General features: G+C 64.9%; 18 protein-coding genes. 10 read left to right on the top strand and 8 right to left on the bottom strand.

The window, feature by feature from the left end; translation table 11 throughout:
* Positions 1 to 81 precede the first annotated feature (81 nt).
* Positions 82 to 414 carry a cupin domain-containing protein gene (locus ACWPWQ_RS03810; RefSeq protein WP_042001328.1) on the bottom strand — a complete coding sequence of 111 codons (333 nt, stop codon included), beginning with the start codon at positions 412 to 414 and terminating at the stop codon, positions 82 to 84.
* Positions 415 to 615: 201 nt separating this feature from the next.
* On the opposite strand from ACWPWQ_RS03810, the gene ACWPWQ_RS03805 reads away from it, so the two are divergent.
* The 5 genes from ACWPWQ_RS03805 to ACWPWQ_RS03785 all read left to right on the top strand — a co-directional run bounded on the left by ACWPWQ_RS03805 (position 616) and on the right by ACWPWQ_RS03785 (position 5,875).
* A complete protein-coding gene (locus tag ACWPWQ_RS03805; RefSeq protein ID WP_454009043.1) occupies positions 616 to 1,974 on the top strand; it encodes an NCS2 family permease in 1,359 nt (452 codons plus the stop codon).
* Positions 1,975 to 2,213: 239 nt separating this feature from the next.
* The gene (gene dhaK / locus ACWPWQ_RS03800) at positions 2,214 to 3,284 is read left to right on the top strand and encodes a dihydroxyacetone kinase subunit DhaK (protein WP_454009042.1); all 1,071 of its coding nucleotides are present in this window, start codon (positions 2,214 to 2,216) and stop codon (positions 3,282 to 3,284) included.
* Positions 3,285 to 3,293: 9 nt separating this feature from the next.
* Positions 3,294 to 3,923: a dihydroxyacetone kinase subunit DhaL gene (gene dhaL / locus ACWPWQ_RS03795; RefSeq protein ID WP_454009041.1), complete on the top strand. Its 630-nt coding sequence runs from the start codon at positions 3,294 to 3,296 to the stop codon at positions 3,921 to 3,923.
* 1 nt (position 3,924) lies between these two features.
* The gene (dhaM, locus tag ACWPWQ_RS03790; RefSeq protein ID WP_454009040.1) at positions 3,925 to 4,641 is read left to right on the top strand and encodes a dihydroxyacetone kinase phosphoryl donor subunit DhaM; all 717 of its coding nucleotides are present in this window, start codon (positions 3,925 to 3,927) and stop codon (positions 4,639 to 4,641) included.
* A 151-nt stretch (positions 4,642 to 4,792) separates the two neighbouring features.
* The gene (locus tag ACWPWQ_RS03785) at positions 4,793 to 5,875 is read left to right on the top strand and encodes a glycerol dehydrogenase (RefSeq protein ID WP_454009039.1); all 1,083 of its coding nucleotides are present in this window, start codon (positions 4,793 to 4,795) and stop codon (positions 5,873 to 5,875) included.
* A 94-nt stretch (positions 5,876 to 5,969) separates the two neighbouring features.
* Here the strand turns inward: ACWPWQ_RS03785 and dhaR are convergent, their stop codons facing one another.
* Both dhaR and ACWPWQ_RS03775 read right to left on the bottom strand, forming a co-directional pair.
* Complete coding sequence (gene dhaR / locus ACWPWQ_RS03780; RefSeq protein WP_454009051.1) at positions 5,970 to 7,871, bottom strand: dihydroxyacetone kinase operon transcriptional regulator DhaR; 1,902 nt, start codon at positions 7,869 to 7,871, stop codon at positions 5,970 to 5,972.
* 73 nt (positions 7,872 to 7,944) lie between these two features.
* Positions 7,945 to 8,844 carry a LysR family transcriptional regulator gene (locus ACWPWQ_RS03775; RefSeq protein ID WP_454009038.1) on the bottom strand — a complete coding sequence of 300 codons (900 nt, stop codon included), beginning with the start codon at positions 8,842 to 8,844 and terminating at the stop codon, positions 7,945 to 7,947.
* Positions 8,845 to 8,959: 115 nt separating this feature from the next.
* Here ACWPWQ_RS03775 and ACWPWQ_RS03770 point away from each other — a divergent pair, with 115 nt between their 5' ends.
* The 3 genes from ACWPWQ_RS03770 to ACWPWQ_RS03760 are packed head-to-tail and all read left to right on the top strand — an operon-like array spanning position 8,960 to position 12,305.
* The gene (locus tag ACWPWQ_RS03770; protein ID WP_454009037.1) at positions 8,960 to 10,012 is read left to right on the top strand and encodes an agmatine deiminase family protein; all 1,053 of its coding nucleotides are present in this window, start codon (positions 8,960 to 8,962) and stop codon (positions 10,010 to 10,012) included.
* A 41-nt stretch (positions 10,013 to 10,053) separates the two neighbouring features.
* Entirely contained in the window at positions 10,054 to 11,166 is a 1,113-nt protein-coding gene (locus ACWPWQ_RS03765) for an extracellular solute-binding protein (protein ID WP_454009036.1), read from the top strand.
* Positions 11,167 to 11,183: 17 nt separating this feature from the next.
* Positions 11,184 to 12,305 carry an agmatine deiminase family protein gene (locus ACWPWQ_RS03760; protein WP_454009035.1) on the top strand — a complete coding sequence of 374 codons (1,122 nt, stop codon included), beginning with the start codon at positions 11,184 to 11,186 and terminating at the stop codon, positions 12,303 to 12,305.
* A 70-nt stretch (positions 12,306 to 12,375) separates the two neighbouring features.
* Here the strand turns inward: ACWPWQ_RS03760 and ACWPWQ_RS03755 are convergent, their stop codons facing one another.
* The 3 genes from ACWPWQ_RS03755 to ACWPWQ_RS03745 form a co-directional block, all read right to left on the bottom strand.
* The gene (locus tag ACWPWQ_RS03755; protein ID WP_454009034.1) at positions 12,376 to 13,080 is read right to left on the bottom strand and encodes an SDR family oxidoreductase; all 705 of its coding nucleotides are present in this window, start codon (positions 13,078 to 13,080) and stop codon (positions 12,376 to 12,378) included.
* A gap of 200 nt (positions 13,081 to 13,280) precedes the next feature.
* On the bottom strand, positions 13,281 to 14,369 hold the full coding sequence (ydiK, locus tag ACWPWQ_RS03750; RefSeq protein ID WP_265437071.1) for an AI-2E family transporter YdiK: 1,089 nt from the start codon (positions 14,367 to 14,369) through the stop codon (positions 13,281 to 13,283).
* 10 nt (positions 14,370 to 14,379) lie between these two features.
* The gene (locus ACWPWQ_RS03745) at positions 14,380 to 15,759 is read right to left on the bottom strand and encodes a bifunctional NUDIX hydrolase/phosphatase PAP2 family protein (RefSeq protein ID WP_454009033.1); all 1,380 of its coding nucleotides are present in this window, start codon (positions 15,757 to 15,759) and stop codon (positions 14,380 to 14,382) included.
* 195 nt (positions 15,760 to 15,954) lie between these two features.
* Here ACWPWQ_RS03745 and ACWPWQ_RS03740 point away from each other — a divergent pair, with 195 nt between their 5' ends.
* Positions 15,955 to 16,332, top strand: a complete 378-nt coding sequence (locus ACWPWQ_RS03740; protein WP_106885584.1) for a hypothetical protein — start codon at positions 15,955 to 15,957, stop codon at positions 16,330 to 16,332.
* 86 nt (positions 16,333 to 16,418) lie between these two features.
* Here ACWPWQ_RS03740 and ACWPWQ_RS03735 read toward each other — a convergent pair whose 3' ends face one another.
* Positions 16,419 to 17,630: a hypothetical protein gene (locus ACWPWQ_RS03735; protein ID WP_454009032.1), complete on the bottom strand. Its 1,212-nt coding sequence runs from the start codon at positions 17,628 to 17,630 to the stop codon at positions 16,419 to 16,421.
* A 222-nt stretch (positions 17,631 to 17,852) separates the two neighbouring features.
* Here ACWPWQ_RS03735 and ACWPWQ_RS03730 point away from each other — a divergent pair, with 222 nt between their 5' ends.
* Positions 17,853 to 18,176 (top strand): YnjH family protein, encoded by a 324-nt coding sequence (locus ACWPWQ_RS03730; RefSeq protein WP_454009031.1) that lies wholly within the window; start codon positions 17,853 to 17,855, stop codon positions 18,174 to 18,176.
* Positions 18,177 to 18,642: 466 nt separating this feature from the next.
* Here the strand turns inward: ACWPWQ_RS03730 and ACWPWQ_RS03725 are convergent, their stop codons facing one another.
* A complete protein-coding gene (locus tag ACWPWQ_RS03725) occupies positions 18,643 to 20,091 on the bottom strand; it encodes a catalase (RefSeq protein WP_454009030.1) in 1,449 nt (482 codons plus the stop codon).
* Positions 20,092 to 20,244 lie beyond the last annotated feature (153 nt).

Raw genomic sequence — 20,244 nt, 5'->3', positions numbered from 1 at the left:
GTCAGCATCTGAGTCCAGGAAGCCCAATCTGTCGATTGGGCTTCTTTCGTTGTGCCTTGTCACTGCGGCGAGGTGATTCCTCTAGTAGTAGATGCAGAGCCAGACGGTCGTCTCGGTAGGGTGGGTCCACTCCACCCTGTGCTGAAGGTGTGCCGGGATGTTGATGTAATCCCCTGGCCCAAGGTGGACGCGCTCCTGGACCCCGGTATCCGGTGTGATGAAGACCAGGATGGCTTCGCCCTGTATCAGCGCTACCCACTCGTGTTCATCCTGATCGAACCACTCCCCTGTGGGGGTCTGTTGCCCCTGGGAGAGGATGCGCTCGATGCGGAAGTGATTGGTGCTGACAAGGTCGGTGAACACCTCGTTGGGCAGGGGGGAGGGGATCTGGCCAAGCAGGTTGCCTGTGTGCATGGGCTTGTCTCCGGCTGATGGGGGCTAGCTAAGAGTGTAGAAGCTGAAGGGGCGCTTCCCATGTGGAAGTTGAGGCTTCTAATGAGGCTTTAAATGGAAAAGTTCGGGAAAATGGTGCCTGATCCGCTGCAATCTCGCCAAATTCTTGCTATTTTGCGCGCCATTACGCAAACGATTTCCTTCACACATTCAGGATGAGTTATGGCAACGCAAGAAATGACGGCCCGCACCGGCAATAGCGGGTTTCTGGACTCCTATTTCTCTATCACCCAGCGTGGCAGCACTGTCCGCCAGGAGCTGCTGGCCGGTTTGACCACCTTCCTGGCGATGGTCTACAGCATCATAGTGGTACCGAACATGCTGGGTGCCGCCGGTTTTGAGCAGGGCCCCGTCTTCGTGGCAACCTGCCTGATCGCCGCCTTCGGCTCCCTGCTGATGGGTCTGTGGGCCAAGCTGCCGATGGCCATAGGTTGCGCCATCTCCCTCACCGCCTTTACCGCATTCAGTCTGGTACTGGGTCAGGGACTGAGCATTCCGGTCGCCCTGGGCGCCATCTTCCTGATGGGTGTGCTGTTTACCCTGATCAGCGTCACCGGCGTGCGCCAGTGGATCCTGGACAACCTCCCCTCCGGCATCGCCCACGGCACCGGCATAGGTATAGGTCTGTTCCTGCTGCTGATCGCCACCAACGGCGTCGGCATGGTGATCAAGAACGAAGGGGCCGGTCTGCCGGTTCAACTGGGTGAAGTGACCTCCTTCCCGGTCATCATGACGGTGCTGGGTCTGGCCGCCATCTTCGGTCTGGAGCGTCGCAAGGTGCCGGGCGGCATCTTGATGGTGATCATCGCCATCTCCATCCTCGGCCTCATCTTCGATCCGAAAGTGACCTGGCAGGGCTTCTTCGCCATGCCGAGCCTGACCGGTGAAAAAGGTTCACTGGTTGGCAGCATGGATCTGCTGGGCGCCCTTAATCCGGTGGTCATTCCGACCGTGCTGGCGCTGGTGATGACAGCCGTGTTTGACGCCACCGGCACCATACGTGCCGTGGCCGGTCAGGCGGGCCTCATCAACGAACGTGGCCATATCATCAGCGGCGGCAAGGCCCTGACTGCCGACTCCGTGAGCAGCATGGTGGCGGGTGCCGTTGGTGGTGCCCCGGCTGCCGTCTACATCGAATCTGCCGCAGGTACCGCGGCCGGTGGCAAGACCGGTCTGACTGCCGCCCTGGTCGGCGTGCTCTTCCTGCTGATGATCTTCCTCTCCCCGCTGAGCTACCTGGTGCCGGCTTACGCCACCGCGCCTGCGCTGATGTACGTCGGCCTGCTGATGCTGGGCAACGTCACCAAGCTGGACTTCAACGACTCGGTCGATGCCCTGGCTGGCATGCTGTGCGCCGTCTTCATCGTGCTCACCTGCAACATAGTGACCGGCATCATGCTGGGCTTCGTGGCCCTGGTTGTCGGTCGTCTGTTTGCCGCCGAGTGGAAGAGGCTGAACGTCGGCACCGTCATCATCGCCCTGGCGTTGGTGATCTTCTATGCCGGTGGCTGGGCCATCTAACCCGTCCGCATATTCCGGTTATAGCGAAGGGCCCCGCGGGGCCCTTTTTCATGGCTGTGAGGCCGCTAGCAGTTTCTCTCCCGTTTACCCCGCCAAGTTTCAGATTGAAACACCAACGCACCTAATCCTGTTTCAAATCCGAACCTAACCTGCCGTCATTTTCCTCCCGATTTATCCCGTTAGACTGGCTCCATCAACCATCTGCCTACCCCGTGTGGTGGCAAGCCAAGGAGTGAGCCATGAAGAAGCTGATCAATGCCGTCGATGCCGTGGTCCGTGAACAACTGATGGGGATGGCTGCCGCCCACCCCGAGCTCAAGGTACGTATCGAACCCCACTACATCACCCGGGCCGACTCCCCCGTGATGGGCAAGGTGGCGCTGGTCTCCGGCGGTGGCAGCGGCCACGAGCCGATGCACGGCGGTCTGGTGGGCAAGGGAATGCTGGATGGTGCCTGCCCCGGCGAGATCTTTACCTCCCCGACCCCGGACCAGATGTACGAGTGCGGTCAGGCCGTCGATGGCGGCGCGGGCGTGCTGTTTCTGGTGAAGAACTACACCGGCGACGTGCTTAACTTCGAAACCGCGGTCGAGCTGCTGCACGGTGACGGGGTCAAGGTCGGCTTCTCCCTGATCGATGACGACGTGGCCGTCAAAGACAGCCTCTACACCGCCGGCCGCCGTGGCGTTGCCACGACCGTGCTGTGCGAGAAGCTGGTGGGGGCCGCAGCCGAAGCGGGCTACGATCTGGCGCGCTGCGAGGCGCTGGCCCGCCGCATCAACAACCAGAGCCGCACCATAGGCGTTGCCACCCACGCCTGCACCGTGCCTGCCGCCGGCAAGCCCTCCTTCACCCTGGCCGACAACGAGATGGAGTTCGGCGTGGGCATCCACGGCGAGCCCGGCATCGAACGCCGCCCCTTCACCGACCTCAATACCCTGGTGGATGACATGTTCAGCGAGCTGGCTGACAACACCCCCTATGGCCGCACCTTGCGCCACTGGGACAGAGCCTCCGGCAGCTGGCAGGAAGAGCATACCTTTATCGAACCGCTCAACAAGGGCGATCGGGTCATCGCCCTGGTCAACAGCCTCGGCGGCACCCCCATTTCCGAGCTCTATGGCGTCTATGGTCGCCTCGCCACCCTGTGCGAAGAGGCGGGCATCCATCTGGTGCGCAACCTGATCGGCCCCTACTGCACCTCCCTCGACATGACCGGCATCTCCATCACCTTGCTCAAGGTGGATGATGAACTGATGACCCTGTGGGATGCTCCCGTTCATACCCCCGCCCTGCGTCGCGGCTGCTAAGGAGAACCCATGTTAAGCAAGCATCAGATCGTCAACTGGCTGCTCGACTGCGAACACATCTTCACCGAGCAGCGTGACTACCTCACCGCGCTGGATACCGACATCGGCGACGGCGACCACGGCCTCAACATGCAGCGCGGCTTTTCCAAGGTGGCCGAGAAGCTGCCCGCAGTGGCGGACAAGGACATCGGCCAGGTGCTCAAAACCACCGGCATGACCCTGCTCTCCTCGGTCGGCGGCGCCAGCGGCCCGCTCTACGGCACCTTCTTCATCCGGGCCGCGGCCAGCAGCGACGCCTGCCAGAGCCTGAGCCTCAGCCAGCTGTGCAAAATGCTGAGCGACGGGGTCGAGGGGATCGTCTCCCGCGGCCGTGCCGAGCCGGGCGACAAGACCATGTGCGACGCCTGGTGGCCGGCCCTGGCCGCCCTGCAACAGGCGCAGCAGCAAGAGTTGCCGCTCAATGAAGCGCTGGACAAGGCAGTAGCGGCCGCCGCTGCCGGTACCGAGGCCACCATCCAGATGCAGGCCCGCAAGGGGCGCGCCAGCTACCTTGGCGAGCGCAGCATCGGCCATCAGGATGCCGGGGCCACCTCGACCCTGCTGCTGCTGACCGCCCTGCGTGACAGAGCGAGGTTGTGACATGATCGGAATCGTAGTTGTCTCTCACAGCGCCCAGCTGGCAGCCGGCTTGAAAGCGCTGGCCGACCAGCTGGGCAGCCCGGCCAGATTGCTGCTGGCGGCCGGGGTCGATGACCCCGACCACCCCATCGGCACCGACGCCATCGCCGTGATGAGTGCGATTGAAGAAGCGGACGACGGCAGCGGCGTGCTGGTACTGATGGACCTGGGCAGCGCTCTGCTCAGCGCCGAGACCGCCCTGGAACTGCTGCCCCCCGAGTTAAGCACGAGGGTGCGGCTCTGCCCCGCCCCGCTGGTGGAGGGCACCCTGGCCGCCGTGGTGGCGGCCGGTTCCGGCCTGGCGCTGGATGAGGTAGCCGCCGAGGCGCTCGGTGCGCTGGGCTCGAAACAGGCGATGCTGCCAGCCAGTGCGGCGCCGACCGCCACTGAGACCGCCCCCGTTATCGACGACGGCTGGCTGCGCTGCGAGGTGGTGGTGGATAACCCCCACGGCCTGCACGTGCGCCCCGCCGCCCGACTGGTGGCCGCCCTCAAGCCCTTTGCCGCCGAACTCAAGCTGCAAAAGGGGGATAAAGAGGCCAACCCCCGCAGCCTGACCCGGCTCGCCATGCTCAACGTGCGCCAGGGCGACCGGCTCACCCTGCTGGCGCGCGGGGAGGATGCCACCGCCGCCTTGGCCTGCTTCCTGCAGCTGGCAGCGGAGCGTTTCGGCGACTGACCTGCCTGCTTCAAGGCGCGGCAGCGGCTTCATCGCCCAGCAGCCGCGCCACTGTCGTGCAAGTAAAAGACGAAGGAGTCCCCGGCACTGCCGCCCCTTCGCCCCTGTTAGTTTCAAAAGACGTCTTATGAACTAGAGAGAGGGATAGAATATGGACCGCATCATCATCAGCCCCAGCAAATACGTGCAAGGCAACGGGGCCCTCGCCAATATCGGCAACTACGTCAAGGCGCTCGGCAGCAAGCCGCTGATCCTGGCCGACGCCTTCGTCACCAAGCTGGTAGGCGATACCGTGGCCACCAGCTTCCACGGCGCAGGGATCAAGCCGGAGTTCGACTGCTTCAATGGCGAGTGCTCCCGCCCCGAGATCGACCGCCTGCTGGCCCGCTGCAACCAGACGCCCTTTGACGTCATCATCGGCATCGGCGGCGGCAAGACGCTGGATACCGCCAAGTCGGTCGCCTTCTATCAGAAAGTGCCGGTGGTCATAGTGCCGACCATCGCCTCCACCGATGCCCCCACCAGCGCGCTGGCGGTCATCTACACCCCGGAGGGGCAGTTCAGCGAATACCTGATGATCCCGACCAACCCCGACATGGTCATCATGGACACCGGCGTGGTCTCCCGCGCCCCAGTGCGGCTCTTGGTCTCCGGCATGGGGGATGCGCTCTCCACCTACTTCGAGGCGCGCGCCAACAAGGTCTCCGGTTGCCAGACCATGGCCGGTGGTGCCTCCACCCTGGCGGCGCAGGCCATCGCCGAGCTCTGCTACAAGACCCTGCTGGCCGATGGCTACAAGGCCAAGCTGGCGGTGGAACAGGGGCTCTGCACCAAGGCGGTGGAGAACATCATCGAGGCCAACACCTATCTGAGCGGTATCGGCTTCGAGAGCAGCGGGCTGGCCGCCGCCCACGCCATCCACAACGGCCTGACCCAGCTCGCCGAGTGTCATCACCTCTACCACGGTGAGAAGGTAGCGTTCGGTACCTTGGTGCAGCTGGTGCTGGAGAATGCACCGATGGCGGAGATCGAGACCGTGCTGGCCTTCTGCCGCTCGGTGGGCCTGCCGACCAACCTGCATATGATGGGGGTCAAGGAGCTGGATATGGCGCGCCTGATGGAGGTGGCCAAAGCCTCTACCGCGGAGGGGGAGACCATCCACAACATGCCGTTCAAGGTCACCGCCGAGGATGTGCTGGCGGCCATCGTCACCGCCCACCAGCTGGGGCTGTAACCGCGCCACGACTGACACAGCCATATAACACGGCCCCGCCACTGCGGGGCCGTTTCATTTTCTGCGGGCCGGTTGGTAACAGCTCGGGTCGCCGTCAGCCGTGATAGTCGGCGGGATCGATCTCGAGCAGTTTGAGCCGCCGCCAGAGGGTGGTGCGGCTGATACCCAGATGCTGGGCCATCTGGCTCACCTGCCCCTTGCAGGCGTGGGCGCTGCGCAAGATGGCTTGGCGCTCCAGCTCCGCCAGGGTGAGCAGCGGTTGCCCCACCACCTCGTCGGCCACCCGCTGATAGCCGTGCCGAATGGCGGCGGGCAGCGCCTCCGGCGGGATCTGCCCCTGACCGGCATGAAGCAGGGCATGCTCGACGGCGCTGCGCAGCTCCCCCAGATTGCCGGGCCAGGGGTAGGCGAGCAGGCAGTCGAGGGCCGCCGGACTGAACTGGCGCACCGGTTCGCGCCCCTGCGCCGCCAGCTGCTGGCTGATAAGGCCCGGCAGATCCGCCGCGCGCTCCCGCAATCCCGGCAGCCACAGCTCGCACGCCTGCAAGGCATAGAGCAGCTGGCGGCCAAACAGCCCCTCCTGTATCAGCTGCTCCAGCGGAGCGCTGCTGGTGGCGATGATCCGCACCTTGAGCGGCAGGATGCGGGCCGAATCGAAGCGCTGGATGCGGCCGGTCTTGAGCAGTTGCAGCAGCGCCGCCTGCATGGGGGCAGAGAGGCACTCCACCTGCTCCAGCACTAACGTGCCACCGTGGGCCAGCTCGAACTTGCCCGCCCGCTCCTGCCCCGCCTCGTCGGAACCCATCAGCTCCAGCGCCATCCGCTCGCTCGGCAGTGCCTGACAGTTGAGGGTGATGAGCGGCCCGGCGGCCCGTTCGCTGCCAAAGTGGATCGCCTCCGCCAGCTGGGCCTTGCCCACCTCCTCCTCGCCGCGCAGCAGGATCGGCCCCTGACTCTGGGCCGCCTGCCGGGCGTAGCGCAGCAGTTTGCGCATGGCGCTCGACTCTCCCACCAGCGCCGACAGCTCGGGCACCGTCTGGCGCAGCTGGTGAATGGCCCGCAGCCGATCGACCGGGTGCAGCAGGGCGATAAAGCTGATCCCCTCCGGTCCGGGCAGCGGCTTGAGGCTTATCAGCGCATTGATAAACTCCCCCTCCTGAGCGCCGAGCCGCTCTAGCGTCACCTCCACATGACTGAGCGGCGTCTGCCCCTTGATGGCCAGCTGCAACCGCTGGGGCAGCAGCAACTGCTGCTCCAGCGGTTGGCCGAGACAGAGCGCCGGATCGAGCCGCAGCCGGTGTGCCGCCAGGGCGTTGAGGTAGCGCAGCCGACCCTGGGGATCCCAGGCCAGCACGCCGTCATCCATGCCATCCAGCAAAGCGTAAAGCTCGCTCAGATGGTGCTGGGACTCCTGCATCAGGGTCTCCATCTGCAGCAGATGGGCCAGCTCGCGCCCGGCGCTGACGGTGAGCGCCAGATCGCCGACCGTTGCCTCCTCCACCCGGCAGACCAGGGCCATGATGGCGACCTGACGGCCGTTGCTGTTGTAGACCGGGCTGGCGCAGCTGTGCCAGGGGTGCAGGGTCTGGTTGAAGTGCTGGGGGCCACTGACGCAGAGCGGTAGCCCCTCCAGCGCCGCCAGATTGATGGCATTGGTGCCGATGCGCCCCTCGCTGAAGAAGGCGCCGGGGCCAAACCCCAGGGCTTCGAGTTCTGCCAGCGTCTCGCGATGGCCGGTGCGGGCCAGCAGGCAGCCGCTCTCGTCGGTGAGCAGCAGGGCGCAGGGGCGCCCCTCCATGAATTCGTAGAGATCTTCGAGGGCCATCTCGCCTGTGGTGAGCAACTCCCGCTTGCGCTGACGCAGGCTCTGCAAGGTCTGCCCCTTGGCGCTGTGGGGCGGATGCCAGAGGGTGGCGCTGGTCTGGTGGGCGCAGCGCAACCAGGATGCCTGCAGATAGTCAGGCCAGGGCTGAAGGTGCTGGTGGTCGGATGGCATGGTCACAGCAATATCCGGCAAGAGAGAGGCCTACCATTTAACCACTCTTGCCGGCCCGATTCAGTGACCTGCCTCAGAGGGTGGTAACCCCGCCCCCCTCCTGGTCGGGTTCACCATCGGCAAACTGCTGGCCGAGCCAGTGGCAGAAGGCGCGGCACTCCGGCATTCCCTCGCTCTCCTGGTGGATCAGCAGGCTCCACTGGGGCCCCTTGACCCTGAGCGCGGAGAGCGGCAGCAACTGCCCCTGCTCCCTGGCCGGCTGGGAGAGCCGTTCGCTCACCAGCGCCACGCCGAGCCCGGCGCTGGCCGCCTCCAGCAGCAGGCCGGGATCGGAGAAGTTGAGCCCCCGGGTCTGCAGGTGCAGATCCTCTCCCCCTCTCAACGTCCAGTGATGCCAATCCAGCTCCCGCTCGCCATGCAGGGTGGTGCGCTCCTCCGCGGGCCGGGACTGCACGGTTGCGGTGGCCACCGGCAGCAAGCGATCCGCCAGCAGGTGCTGATGGCGACACTCGGCCTGCGGCCCGAGATCCCAGCGCAGTGCAAGATCGACGGTCTGCTCCGCCATGTCGGGCACCTCGTCGCTGGTAAACAGCCAAAGATCGATGTCGGGATGCAGGCGGTGAAACTCCCCCAATCGCGGCAGCAGCCAGTGGCGGGCGATGGCGCTGCTGGTATTGAGTACCAGCTGGTTCGGTTTGCGGTACTGCTCCAACCGCTGGATCCCCATCGCCAGCTGCAACAGCACGCTCTGGGTGGTCTCCAGCAGATCCTGCCCCGCATCGGTCAGGGCGACCGAACGCCCCAGCCGGTGGAACAGCGGCTGGCCCAGCAGCTCCTCCAGGGAGCGGATCTGCTGGCTGATGGCGGACTGGGTGAGGTGCAGCTCCTGCGCTGCCTGATGAAAACTGCCGAGGCGAGCCGCCGCCTCGAAGCCCCGCAGCACGTTGAGCGGGGGCCAGTGCTTGAACATCATTGATTAGCTCTACTTATCACTTGCACTGAAAATCGATCGTTTGTTCGCCGTGTTATGGGGAGATAGTCTATTCCCATCGTCAGCAACCTTAATAGTACCTAATCAGAGAGGGAGTATGCGGGAACAGGGAATAGTGGCAAAGGGCTGGTTCATGCCCGCCGAATGGTGCCAGCACGCCGCGACCTGGATGGTCTGGCCCCACAACAAGGCGCTGTGGGAATCCGGCTGGGGCGTCACCCTGGCCGAGGTGCAGCAGGACTTCGCCCGGGTGGTCAACGCCATCGTCCGGTTCGAGCCGGTCAGGCTGGTGGTCGACCCTTCCGCGCTGACCGAGGCGCGCGCCCTCTGTGACGAGCGGGTCACCCTGGTCCCCATTGCGGTGGATGACAGCTGGTGCCGCGACTCCGGCCCCACCTTTATCTGCCACCCCGAACTCGGCAGCGCCGGGGTGAGCTGGCGCTTCAACGCCTGGGGCGGCAAGTCGGTTCATGGTCTGGACGAGGGGTTGGCGCGGCGCATCCTCAACAGCCTGGAGCTGGAGTGTATCGGCAGCTTTCTGGCCAACGAGGGGGGCGCCATCCATGTGGACGGCGAAGGCACCCTGATCACCACCGAATCCGTGCTGCTCAACAGCAACCGCAACCCGGGGATCGGCAAGGGGGAGATCGAGCGGATCTTCAGTCGCCTGCTCGGCATCGAGAAGACCATCTGGCTGCCGGGGGATCCCGACCATGTCACCGGCGACATGACGGACGGCCATGTGGACGGGGTCTGCGCCTTCAGTCGCCCCGGCCAGCTGCTGGTGGATGCCACCCGGGATGCCACCTCGACCTACGGCTTCGTGGTGCGGGAGAACCGACGGGCCCTGGCCCTGGCCACGGATGCCAGAGGGCGCACCTTCGAGTTGCAGGATCTCTACGACGCGAGCGAGGCCATAGACACCGAGACCGAGGTCTTCTGTGCCTCCTACACCAACTTCTACCTCGCCAACGGCGCCGTCATCATGCCCGCCTACGGGGTGGCGAGCGACCGGGAGGCGGCGGCTGTGCTGCAAGGTGCCTTCCCGCAAAGGGAGGTGGTGCCGGTCTCTATCAACCGGTTGGCCCACGGCGGCGGCGGTATCCACTGCATCACCCAGCAGCAGCCCGCCTGGCCGCTGCGGGGTTGAGCATTGCACGGCGGCGGCCAATCACAGGGAGTAAGCACATCATGATCAGGAAGACACTCGGGTGGATGGGCTGCCTGGCCCTGCTGCTGAGCCTCTCGGCCGAGGCCGGGGAGGCCGATGCGGCAACAGGAGAGGAGAAGGTGCTGCGGCTCTACAACTGGGCGGACTACTTCGCCCCCGATACCCTCAGCGCCTTTACCAGAGAGACAGGGATCCGGGTCATCTATGACGTCATGGACAGCAGCGAGACCCTGGAGGCCAAGCTGATGGCCGGTCGCAGCGGTTATGACCTCATCTTCCCCGGCGATACGGTGGCGGAGCGGCTGATGCGGGCGGGCAGCCTGCAACCGCTGGATCAGAGCAGGTTGCAGCACCTGGGGGAGATAGAGCCCGGCTTGCGGCAGTTGCAGCAAGCCTATCCCCATTCACGGGATGCTGTGGTGCCCTACACCTGGGGCACCATAGGACTCACTTACAACGCAGCCATGATCCGGCAGCGGATGGCGGATGCCCCGGTCAACAGTCTCGATCTGCTGTTCAAGCCCGAGCTGGCGGCAAAATTTGCCGACTGCGGCATCTCCATCATCGACTCCCCCGACGAGGTGCTGGCTGTGGTGCTGCACTACCTGGGACGGGATCCCCACAGCGGCAAGGCCGAGGATCTGGATGCCGCGCTGGCGCTGCTCAAGGGGCTCAAGCCCCATATCCGCAAGTTCCAGTCCCAGCCGGTGACCCAGCTGGTCAACGGCGATCTCTGCCTGTCCCTGGGTTACAGCGGCGACATGACCCAGGCCAGGCGCGCCGCCGCCGAGGCGGGCAAGGAGGTCGACTTCGAGTACAGATTGCCAAAGGAGGGGAGCACCGTCTGGATGGATACCATGGCGATCCCGGTGGATGCGCTCCATCCTGACTATGCCTACGCCTTCATCAACTTCGTGATGCGCCCGGCCAACATGGCGGCCATCACCAACAGCACCGGCTATCCGACCGCCAGTGCCAGGGCCAGACCCATGGTGGATGCCACCATGACGGCCAACCCGGATATCTACCTGGACGAAGCCAGCTACCAGCGGCTCATTCCGGGCAAAGACATTGCACAACCCCAGATGCGTGCCCGGATGCGAGCCTGGACTCGCTTCAAGAGCAGCCTCTGAACCCCAGGAGTAGAAAGATGTTTTCCCGACGCCACGTATTGAAGCAACTGGTCGCCCTCGGCGCCATTGCCGGGTTCGGCAGCCTGCCCGGCGCCGGCTCGGCCTTCGCCGCCAGCGAGATCGGTGCCGCCGGCCGCTACCACATGCCGGAGGAGTCCTCCCCCCAGGCCCTGGTCTGGGTAGCCTTCGGTGCCACCAGCGAGATCTGGGGTCGCAACTACAAGGAGGTGCAGGCCACCATAGGCCGGCTGGTGCAGGCCATGGCGCCCTACACCCGGGTCAACGTGCTCTGCCACCAGGATGACGAGGATCTGGCGCGCCAGCTGTGCGGCGAGCGCAACACCCACTTCGTCCACGCCGTGATGGACGACATCTGGCTGCGGGATACCGGCGGCGTCTTCGTGCAGGATGAGCAGGGGGAGCTCGGGCTGGTGGACTTCAACTTCAACGGCTGGGGGGACAAGCAGGAGCACGGCCATGACGCCAGCATCGCCTCTCTGGTGAGCCGCCAGGCGGATGCCCATTACCTGCAGAGCGAGATCATCGGCGAGGGGGGCGGCATCGAGGTGGATGGCAACGGCACCGCCATCATGACCGAGAGCTGCTGGATCAACAGCAACCGCAACCCCGGCCTCACCAAGGCGCAGGTGGAGGCAGAGCTCAAGGCCAACCTGGGGCTGCGCAAGATCATCTGGCTGCCGGGGATCAAGGGCCGCGACATCACGGATGCCCACGTGGACTTCTACGCCCGCTTCGTGCGTCCCGGGGTGGTGGTAATCAACATGGACAAGGATCCCGACTCCTACGACTACAAGGTGACCCGCCAGCACCTGGCCATACTGCAGCAGGCGACGGACGCCGACGGCAACAAGCTGGAGCTGCATCAGCTGCCGCCGCCCCTGGGCGGGCGGGACAACAAATTCAGCCGCAGCCCGGACTTTGCCGCCGGTTACATCAACTACCTGCCGATCAATGGCGCCGTGATCGCCCCCGAGTTTGGCGACAAGGCGGCCGACAGCTACTGCCGCGATCTGCTGGCCAAGCTCTACCCCGGCCGCAAGATAGTGCAGGTCAACATAGACCCGGTGGCGGCAGGGGGCGGTGGCATTCACTGCATCACCCTGCATCAACCGGCCTGAGCCTCCTCTGCCGACTCATGACCCGGTGCGACTCGACGCTCCGGGTCATGTCCCTTGGTACAACAGCCCCTCAGATCCCCGTCATGCCGATCTCGTCGAGCTGGACATGGGTGCCCTGGCGCAGGGTGTAGAGCACGGCCTCGGCCAGATCCTCCACCTGCAACCAGCCGGGCTTGCGATCACCCGGGCAGGCGGGGGGCGGCACCTGGACCAGCCCGGGGCAGAGGGTATGAACCCGAATGCCCTGATGCTGCACCTCTTCCCGCAGCGCCTTGGCGAACCCCAGCACGGCAAACTTGGCGGCGCAGTAGACGCTGGCCCGAGCGTAGCCGTTCTTGGCGGCCTGGGAGGCGATGTTGATGACGGTGCCATGGCGGCTCGCCAGCATGTCCGGCAGGCAGGCCTGGGTCAGCAGGAAGGTCCCCTTGGCGCAGGTGTCCATGACCCTGTCCCACTCCGACTCCGGCAAGTCCTGCACCAGATGGTCGCTGCCCACCCCGCTGTTGTTGACCAGCAGGTCGATGGGACCGAGCCGCTCCCGGGCCTCGGCGTGGCGGGAGCGCACCTGATCGCCGTCGCAGAGATCCAGCGCAAGCGGCAGTACCCTCACCCCGTAGCGGGCGCTGAGCCGCGCCGCCTCCTGCTCCAGCAGTTCCAGGCGGCGCGAGACCAGCACCAGCTCCACCCCCTGGCTGGCCAGGGCCTCGGCGATGGCCAGCCCTATGCCACTGGCGCCACCGCTGATCAGGGCGCGTGTTGCTCTCAGTTCGTTCATCTTGTCTCCTCCTTCAATGGAGCAGCCATTGTGGCGGCAGGGGCCTGGGGATCCCAGGGAGGGAGGGGGTGGATTCGAACCCTGGTTCGTGTTTTGGCGAGACGATTCGAACTTTGGTTCTATGTGGGCGCGACCGGGCCCAAGCCGTGCAAAAAAAGACGCCGCCCAGTGGGCGGCGTCTTGCTTCTCTTGCGGGCGGGTCACTCCACCGGGGGGGGTACGGGCGCCTCTACGGCGGGCGTTTGCTCCCCCTCTTTTATCCAGGCATCCAGCAGGGTGTAACCCACCGCCAGCACCACGGGGCCGATAAAGAGCCCTATGATCCCCAGCGCCAGCAGGCCGCCGATGACGCCCACCAGGATCAGGATCAGCGGCAGGTCGGCGCCGCGCTTGATGAGGAAGGGGCGCAGGAAGTTGTCCATGGTGCCCGCCAGCAGGGACCAGACCAGCAAGAAGGTGCCCCAGGTGGTATCCCCGCTCCAGTAGAGGTAGCCCACGCTGGCCAGCAGCACGGGGAAGGGGCCTATCTGGGCGACGATCAGCAGGAACATCAGCACCACCAGGATCATGGTGTAGGGAATGCCGGCGATGAGCAGGCCTATCCCGGCCACCGAGGATTGCACCAGGGCGGTCACCACCACCCCCATGGCGACGGCGCGGATGGCCTGGGAGGCGAGCACCACGGCGTTGTCGCCGCGCTGGCCCGCCAGGCGGTGGGCGAAGCGGCGAATGCCGTCGGCGGCTTTTTCCCCGGAGTGGTAGAGCAGGCCGCAGATGGCCACCGTCAGCAGGAAGTGGACGAACAGCAGGCCGAGGTTGCCCGCCTGGGCCGCCAGCCAGCGGGCTGTCTGGCCGAAGTAGGGGGCCAGCTTGGCGAACAGCACCTGACCGCCGCTCGCGAGGATCTGCTGCCAGAACTCGAACAGCTTGTCGCCCACCAGAGGCACCTGTTGCAGCCAGAGCAGCTCGGGGGGCGGGGAGTGGCTCAGCTCGGTGCCGAGATCGATCAGCATGGGGGCCTTCTCCGCCACGTTGGCCAGCGCCATGAACAGGGGGATGACGAACATCAGCAGCAGGATGCAGCTCATCAGCAGGGCGGCCAGGGTGCGCTTGCCCCACAGCAGGCGCTGGGCCATCTGCATCAGCGGCCAGGTGGCTATGGTGATCATGGTGGCCCAGACCAGGGCGGGCAGGAAGGGGCGCAGCACCATGAAGCACGAGATGATGAGCAGGCTGAGAAACAGCAGGCCCAGGGTGATCTTGGCCAAATCCACTTTTTTCATATGTATTGCGTTCCCTTTAACGAGGGGTGGGGCGCCGGGATCCGGCGCCAGTATTGATAAAAGACAGCAGCCACCAGAGTGCGGCACTCAGCCAGAACCCCAGGCAGCCATAGAGTAACCCTTTTCCCGCCAGGAGCAGCACAGAGCTGTCGGTGAGCACAGGGAGCACGAACAGCCCCCCGCCGATGAACAGGCCGCCCGCCAGGGCCAGCAGAGTGGCATGGAGGGCGGGAGCTGGGTGTCGTTCGAGTTGTAGCAGATTACCCGATACCAGCCCCAGGGTGAACATGGCGAGCCCCGCCAGGGCGGTGGACTGGGTCAGCCAGCCCGCCAGGGCGCAGGCCAGCAGCAGGAGAGCCCAGGGGGCTTGGCGCTGCGCCAGTGCCGCCAGGGGGGCGCGCAGTGCCAGCAGCAGGGCGCCGAGACCCAGGCCGGCCGCCACATCCGAGAGGAAGTGCACGCCGAGCCAGATGCGGGCCAGCCCGGCCAGGGCCGCCAGCAGCAGCGCCAGCACCATGCCCTGCCAGGCTCTGAGGGAGGTCAGGGCGCCGAGCAGCAGGCCCCAGTAGAGCAGGGTCGAGGCGGCGTGGCCGCTCGGCATGCCAAAGCCCTGGGCGCTCCTTTGCCCCAGCATGGGATCGAGGTGGAAGGGCCTGGGCCAGGCTACCCCCTCCTTGAGCAACTGCACCAGCAGGGTGAGCAGCACCATGGCAAACAGCAGGTTGCGCAGCCTTGGCCAGCCCAGCAGGGGGAGCAAGAAGGGGAGCAGGGCCAGCTGGAAGGCCGCCGATCCCAGCAGATTGCCGACCTCAAGCCAGCGCGCGTCTGGCCCCAGCCACTGCTGCAGGCGCTGGATCAGCGGCAGCTCTGCCCTGTGCAGGGCGCTGCCTTCGGGACTGAAGTCCGGCACCCATTTCACCTCGCTCTCGGGCACCTCGGCCAGCCGGGGGGCGAGCCAGTCGAGCTGTGTCGGGAAGCGGCGCTGAGCATGGGGCAGGCTGGCGGCATCGATCAGCCTGGCGTTGAGAATTTCGCCGCCGAGGTTCGGGGCCTCAAGCAGGGAGACAAAACCCGAGCCGCGCTGGGCCCGGATGGGGGTCAGCGTCTGGCAGGCGAATACCATGGCGCGCTGCCAGCGACCCAGCTCCCCGGTGATCCGGCCATGGAGCCCCGTCTCCTCGAACAGCTCCCGCAGGGCCGCCTGGGCGGGCGTCTCGCCCCCGTCTATGTAGCCGCCACTCAGGCTGTAGCGATCGGAGATCCTGTCCTGAACCAGCAACAGATCCTGCTGGTGGCGGATCACGCAGGCGGCCGCACCGGGAAGCGCCTCGGCGGCGAACAGGGAGGATGACAGGGAGCCGAGCAGCAGAAGCAGTAAGAGAGCGAGTCTGGGCATGATGGTGCCACTAAGGGAATAGATGGGGACAAGGGTCACAGAAATCAGATACTTGGGCAATGACTTCCGGTGGATGGCTGGCGCAGGCAGGGAGTGTCTCGGCCCAATCTGGGGCGCAAGGATTGCCGTCGGCCCGGGCAGTCCCTAGTATTGGCGGCTATTGTTCTTCTCATTCAACACATCTTGGGGCCTTTCATGCGACAGTTCGGTTTCTTCCTGGGGATTGCCATCGGCGTCATCCTGATACTGTTTGGCAGCATCGTCATCTTCCAGGCCTTGCCTGCCGCACTGGACGTGCTGGAGATGCCGAGCCGCATTCCGTTCGTGCGCGAGGTCTACACCTGGCTGATGACCAGTGCCAATGGCCTCACCAGCCAGCTGGAGCAGAACTTCCTGGAAGCCTTCCAGACAGTGCTCAAGCTGATCCTGCTCATCACCTTCATGTGGGTCTGCGTCAAGCTGGTCAACATGGGGGTGCTGATCATCCGGGCCGGCGTCGACCTCATCCGCACCGCCATCGAGCACAGCGAAGACAAGGTGGCCAAGCCCACCGAGCAGGACCGCCACCTGTAAGGCTCCCCTGCCCATTCGCAGATAAACGACAGGCCATCCTCGGATGGCCTGTTTGCATGGTGCACGGGTTCGCCCTCTTACACGACTTAGTTGAGCAGCTTCTCCAGCTCGGCCTCGGCATCCGCCCTGGCCTGATCGCTCTGCTTCACCTGGGTTTCCACCTTGTCGGCCTGCACCTGCACAGTGCCGGTCGCCCCGCTGACCACCTTGTTCAGCTGTTGCTGCGCACTGGCTTCCGCTTGCTTGGCGGTATCGCTGACCGCTTGCTGGGCGGAGCGGGTTACGGCCTGGTTGGTTTGCCGCAAGATATCGGTGGCATCGCTCACCGCCTTGCTGGCTTGCTGCTGCGCCGAGGCGGTGGCACTGCCGACCGCCTGCTTGGCGGAGTCGCTGACAGCCTTGCTGGCCTGTTGCTGCGCCGAGGTGGTGACGCTGCCGACCGCCTGCTTGGCCGAGTCGCTGACAGCCTTGCTGGCCTGCTGCTGCGCCTGGGCAGTGACGCTGCCGACCGCCTGTTTGGCGGAGTCGCTGACAGCCTTGCTGGCCTGCTGCTGCGCCTGGGCGGTGGCACTGCCGACCACCTGCTTGGCGGAGTCGCTCACCGCCTTGCTGGCCTGTTGCTGCGCCTGGGCAGTGACGCTGCCGACCGCCTGTTTGGCGGAGTCGCTGACAGCCTTGCTGGCCTGCTGCTGCGCCGAGGCGGTGGCACTGCCGATCATCTGGCTGGTCGAGTCGGTCAGGGCCTGAGTCGCGCTCTGTTGCAGGTTGCCCATCACATTGCCAAGCAGGGAACCGCTTGTTCCCGTCATCACCTTGCCGGCGTCGGTGAGGGCGGTGGCGGTCGGGTTGCCGGCCTGCCACTCCTGCATGGCGCTCGGCCAGGTCGGGGTCGCCGCCGTCAGGTTCTCGCCAAACACCTGGGTTGCGCCGTCGCCCTTCTGCAACATGACGGAGAGCTGGTTGGTGTCGGCGTTCCACACCATGCCAGCCTGTTTGGCCACATCCGGCACTGGGGCGTAGCGGGAGACCACGTAAAACAGCGGCCCCTCCTGCTGCAACTCGTTGGCCGTCTTGAGCAACTGCATGGTGCTGTCGTAGTTGGGCCCCAGCATGGCGGTCATCCTGTCCTTGATCAGCGGCTGTTCGAACAGGTTGGCCTCGTTCGGATCGAAACCGACCAGGGGTTTGAGCAGGGCCCACATCAGCTGGCTGGTGGGGCTCATCAGCAGCAGGGGGGCAACACAGGCGGACAACATCAGGCTCAGGCAGGCAGCCTGGAGCAACGGCATGATACGCATCGACAACATATCCAAGTAATTATTTGATTAATATGGGGTTATGCTGTCATATCCCGACAACATCACCTGAACTGGGCCGCATCATCCCGAGAGCGGGGGTGGGCGCAGGCAGGCTATCATATTGCTCCCGGAATGCCAGATGAGCCGACACTTATTGGTCAAGTCGGCGACGGCTATGGTCGCCTCTATGGATCGGGCTCTTTTCATCACAGGTTCCTTGCCATGATTAAATTCGTCTTCTCTCTGCTTGCCCTGGTGGGGGCCACCAGCGCCCTGGGGGATCCGGTCAAGGTGCAGACACCTTCTCGCCACTCGGTGGGCACGGATCTGGTGCTGCCGCTCGGATCGCTGCCGGAGCGGGTCTGCTGGTATCAGGATCAGAAGTTCTCCCTGGGGGCCCGCATCCAGCAGGGGGATATCTGGCTGGAGTGCGGTCCGCAGAATCCGCAGGAGAGCAACGGGCCCCTGGCCTGGCGTGAGCCTCAGTTGTATCAGCCTGCCGCCGAAGGTAGCCCCAACCGGGAGACGATCAGGGTGGGTCAGTGAGCCTTTTCTTGATCCAGCTACAGACACGGGCGTGATCCCTGTCGCATAATGCAGCTCCTTTCTTCTCTTGGCTGGAACCTAAGAAATGGCTCGTCGCTCTTCCAATGCACAACGTCGTCGCAGTAGCTGGTGGTACAAACGCTTGTTGGCAAGGGAGCGGGAAGAGCGCGAAGCGCGTTCCGTCCGGGATTGATACCGCATTGAAAAACGGAGCCTCGGGCTCCGTTTTTTATTTATCACCAGCTCGGCGGTGCTCTTCCAATGCACAGCTTGGTTGCCGTAACGGGTGGTACAAACGCTTGTTGGCAAGGGCGCGGGAAGAGCGCGAGGGCGCTGCGTCCGGGATGGATACCGCATTGAAAAACGGAGCATTTGGCTCCGTTTTTGCATTTATCACCGTCAGCATCACGACAACGGGGGCCATCAGGCCCCCGTTTTGCGTTTGCAGATGCTTACTGCCTGCGGCTTAGCGCTGCAGGGCGGCCAGTGCCAGTTCGACCCGTTTGGCGTACTCGGGGTCGGCCTGCTCGAAGTGGCTGAGCTGGGCTGCGACTATGGCGTCATCCTCCACGTTGACGAGGGAACGCGCCAGGTTGGCGGCAAGGCGTGCGCGCTGCCCCTCGTCCATCAGGCGGAACAGGTCCCCCGGCTGGCTGTAGTAGTCGTCATCGTAGTCGCGGAAGTCGTAGTGCAGGGCGGCCCCTTCCAGGCTCAGTGCCGGCTCGTGCTGCTCGCTCGGCTGCTGGGTACCGAAGCGGTTCGGCTGGTAGTTGGGGCTGGCACCGCCGTTGCTGTCCGCCCGCATGGCGCCGTCACGGTGGGCGCCGTGGTGGAAGGGGCAGCGGGGGGCGTTGACCGGCAGCAGGCCGTGGTTGACGCCGAGACGATAGCGCTGGGTGTCACCGTAGGAGAAGAGCCGCCCCTGCAGCATGCGATCCGGCGAGAAGCCGATGCCGGGCACCACGTTGGCCGGGGTGAAGGCGGCCTGCTCCACGTGGGCGAAGTAGTTGTCCGGATTCTGGTTGAGCTCCAGCACGCCCAGCGGGATCAGCGGATAGTCCTTGTGCGGCCACACCTTGGTGAGGTCGAACGGGTGGATCTGGTAGGTCTGGGCCTCGGCCTCCGGCATCACCTGCACATAGACCTTCCAGCGCGGGAAGTCGCCCCGCTCTATGGCATTGAACAGATCGGCCTGGCTGGTCTCTCTGTCCTGGCCGACGGCATTGGCCGCCTCCTCATCTGTGTAGAAGCTGTGGCCCTGCTCGGTCTTGAAGTGGAACTTGACCCAGAAGCGCTCGTTGGCCGAGTTGATGAAGCTGAAGGTGTGGCTGCCGTAGCCGTTCATCTCCCGCAGGCTCCTGGGGATGCCGCGATCGCTGAACAGTATGGTGACCTGATGCAGGGATTCCGGGTGGCGTGACCAGAAGTCCCAGGCGGCGGTGGCGCTGCGCAGGTTGGTGCGCGGATCCCGCTTCTGGGTGTGGATGAAGTCGGGGAACTTCAGCGGATCCCGGATGAAGAAGACGGGGGTGTTGTTGCCCACCAGATCCCAGTTGCCCTGCTCGGTGTAGAACTTGAGGGCGAAGCCGCGCACGTCGCGCTCGGCGTCGGCTGCGCCCTTCTCACCGGCCACGGTGGAGAAGCGCAGGAAGACCGGGGTCTGCTTGCCGATGGCATTGAACAGGTCGGCCTTGCTGAATTGGCTGATGTCGTGGGTGACGGTGAAGGTGCCGTAGGCGCCCGAACCCTTGGCGTGAACCACCCGCTCGGGAATGCGCTCGCGGTCGAAGTGGGCGAGTTTCTCCATCAACCAGATGTCTTGCATCAGCACGGGGCCGCGGGGGCCGGCGGTGAGGCTGTTGTTGTTGTCGACGACGGGGGCACCGTTGGCGCTGTGCAGGGTCTTGTCAGTCATGGGGCATCTCCTTGTGATGAGCCGCCAGACTAGGGGAAGGGCGCGCCCGGCTCCAATGGAGTGTGCCTAACCCTTTGATTGGTTTCGCTGATGGGGGGTGGAAACGAACGCCAGCCTTGCGGCAAGATGGGACTCAGCCAATCAGGAGGTCTC

Source organism: Aeromonas sp. Marseille-Q7275 (assembly GCF_965119515.1).
The sequence above is the reverse complement of the archived record's forward strand: the minus strand, read 5'-3'. Positions and strand labels throughout refer to the sequence as shown.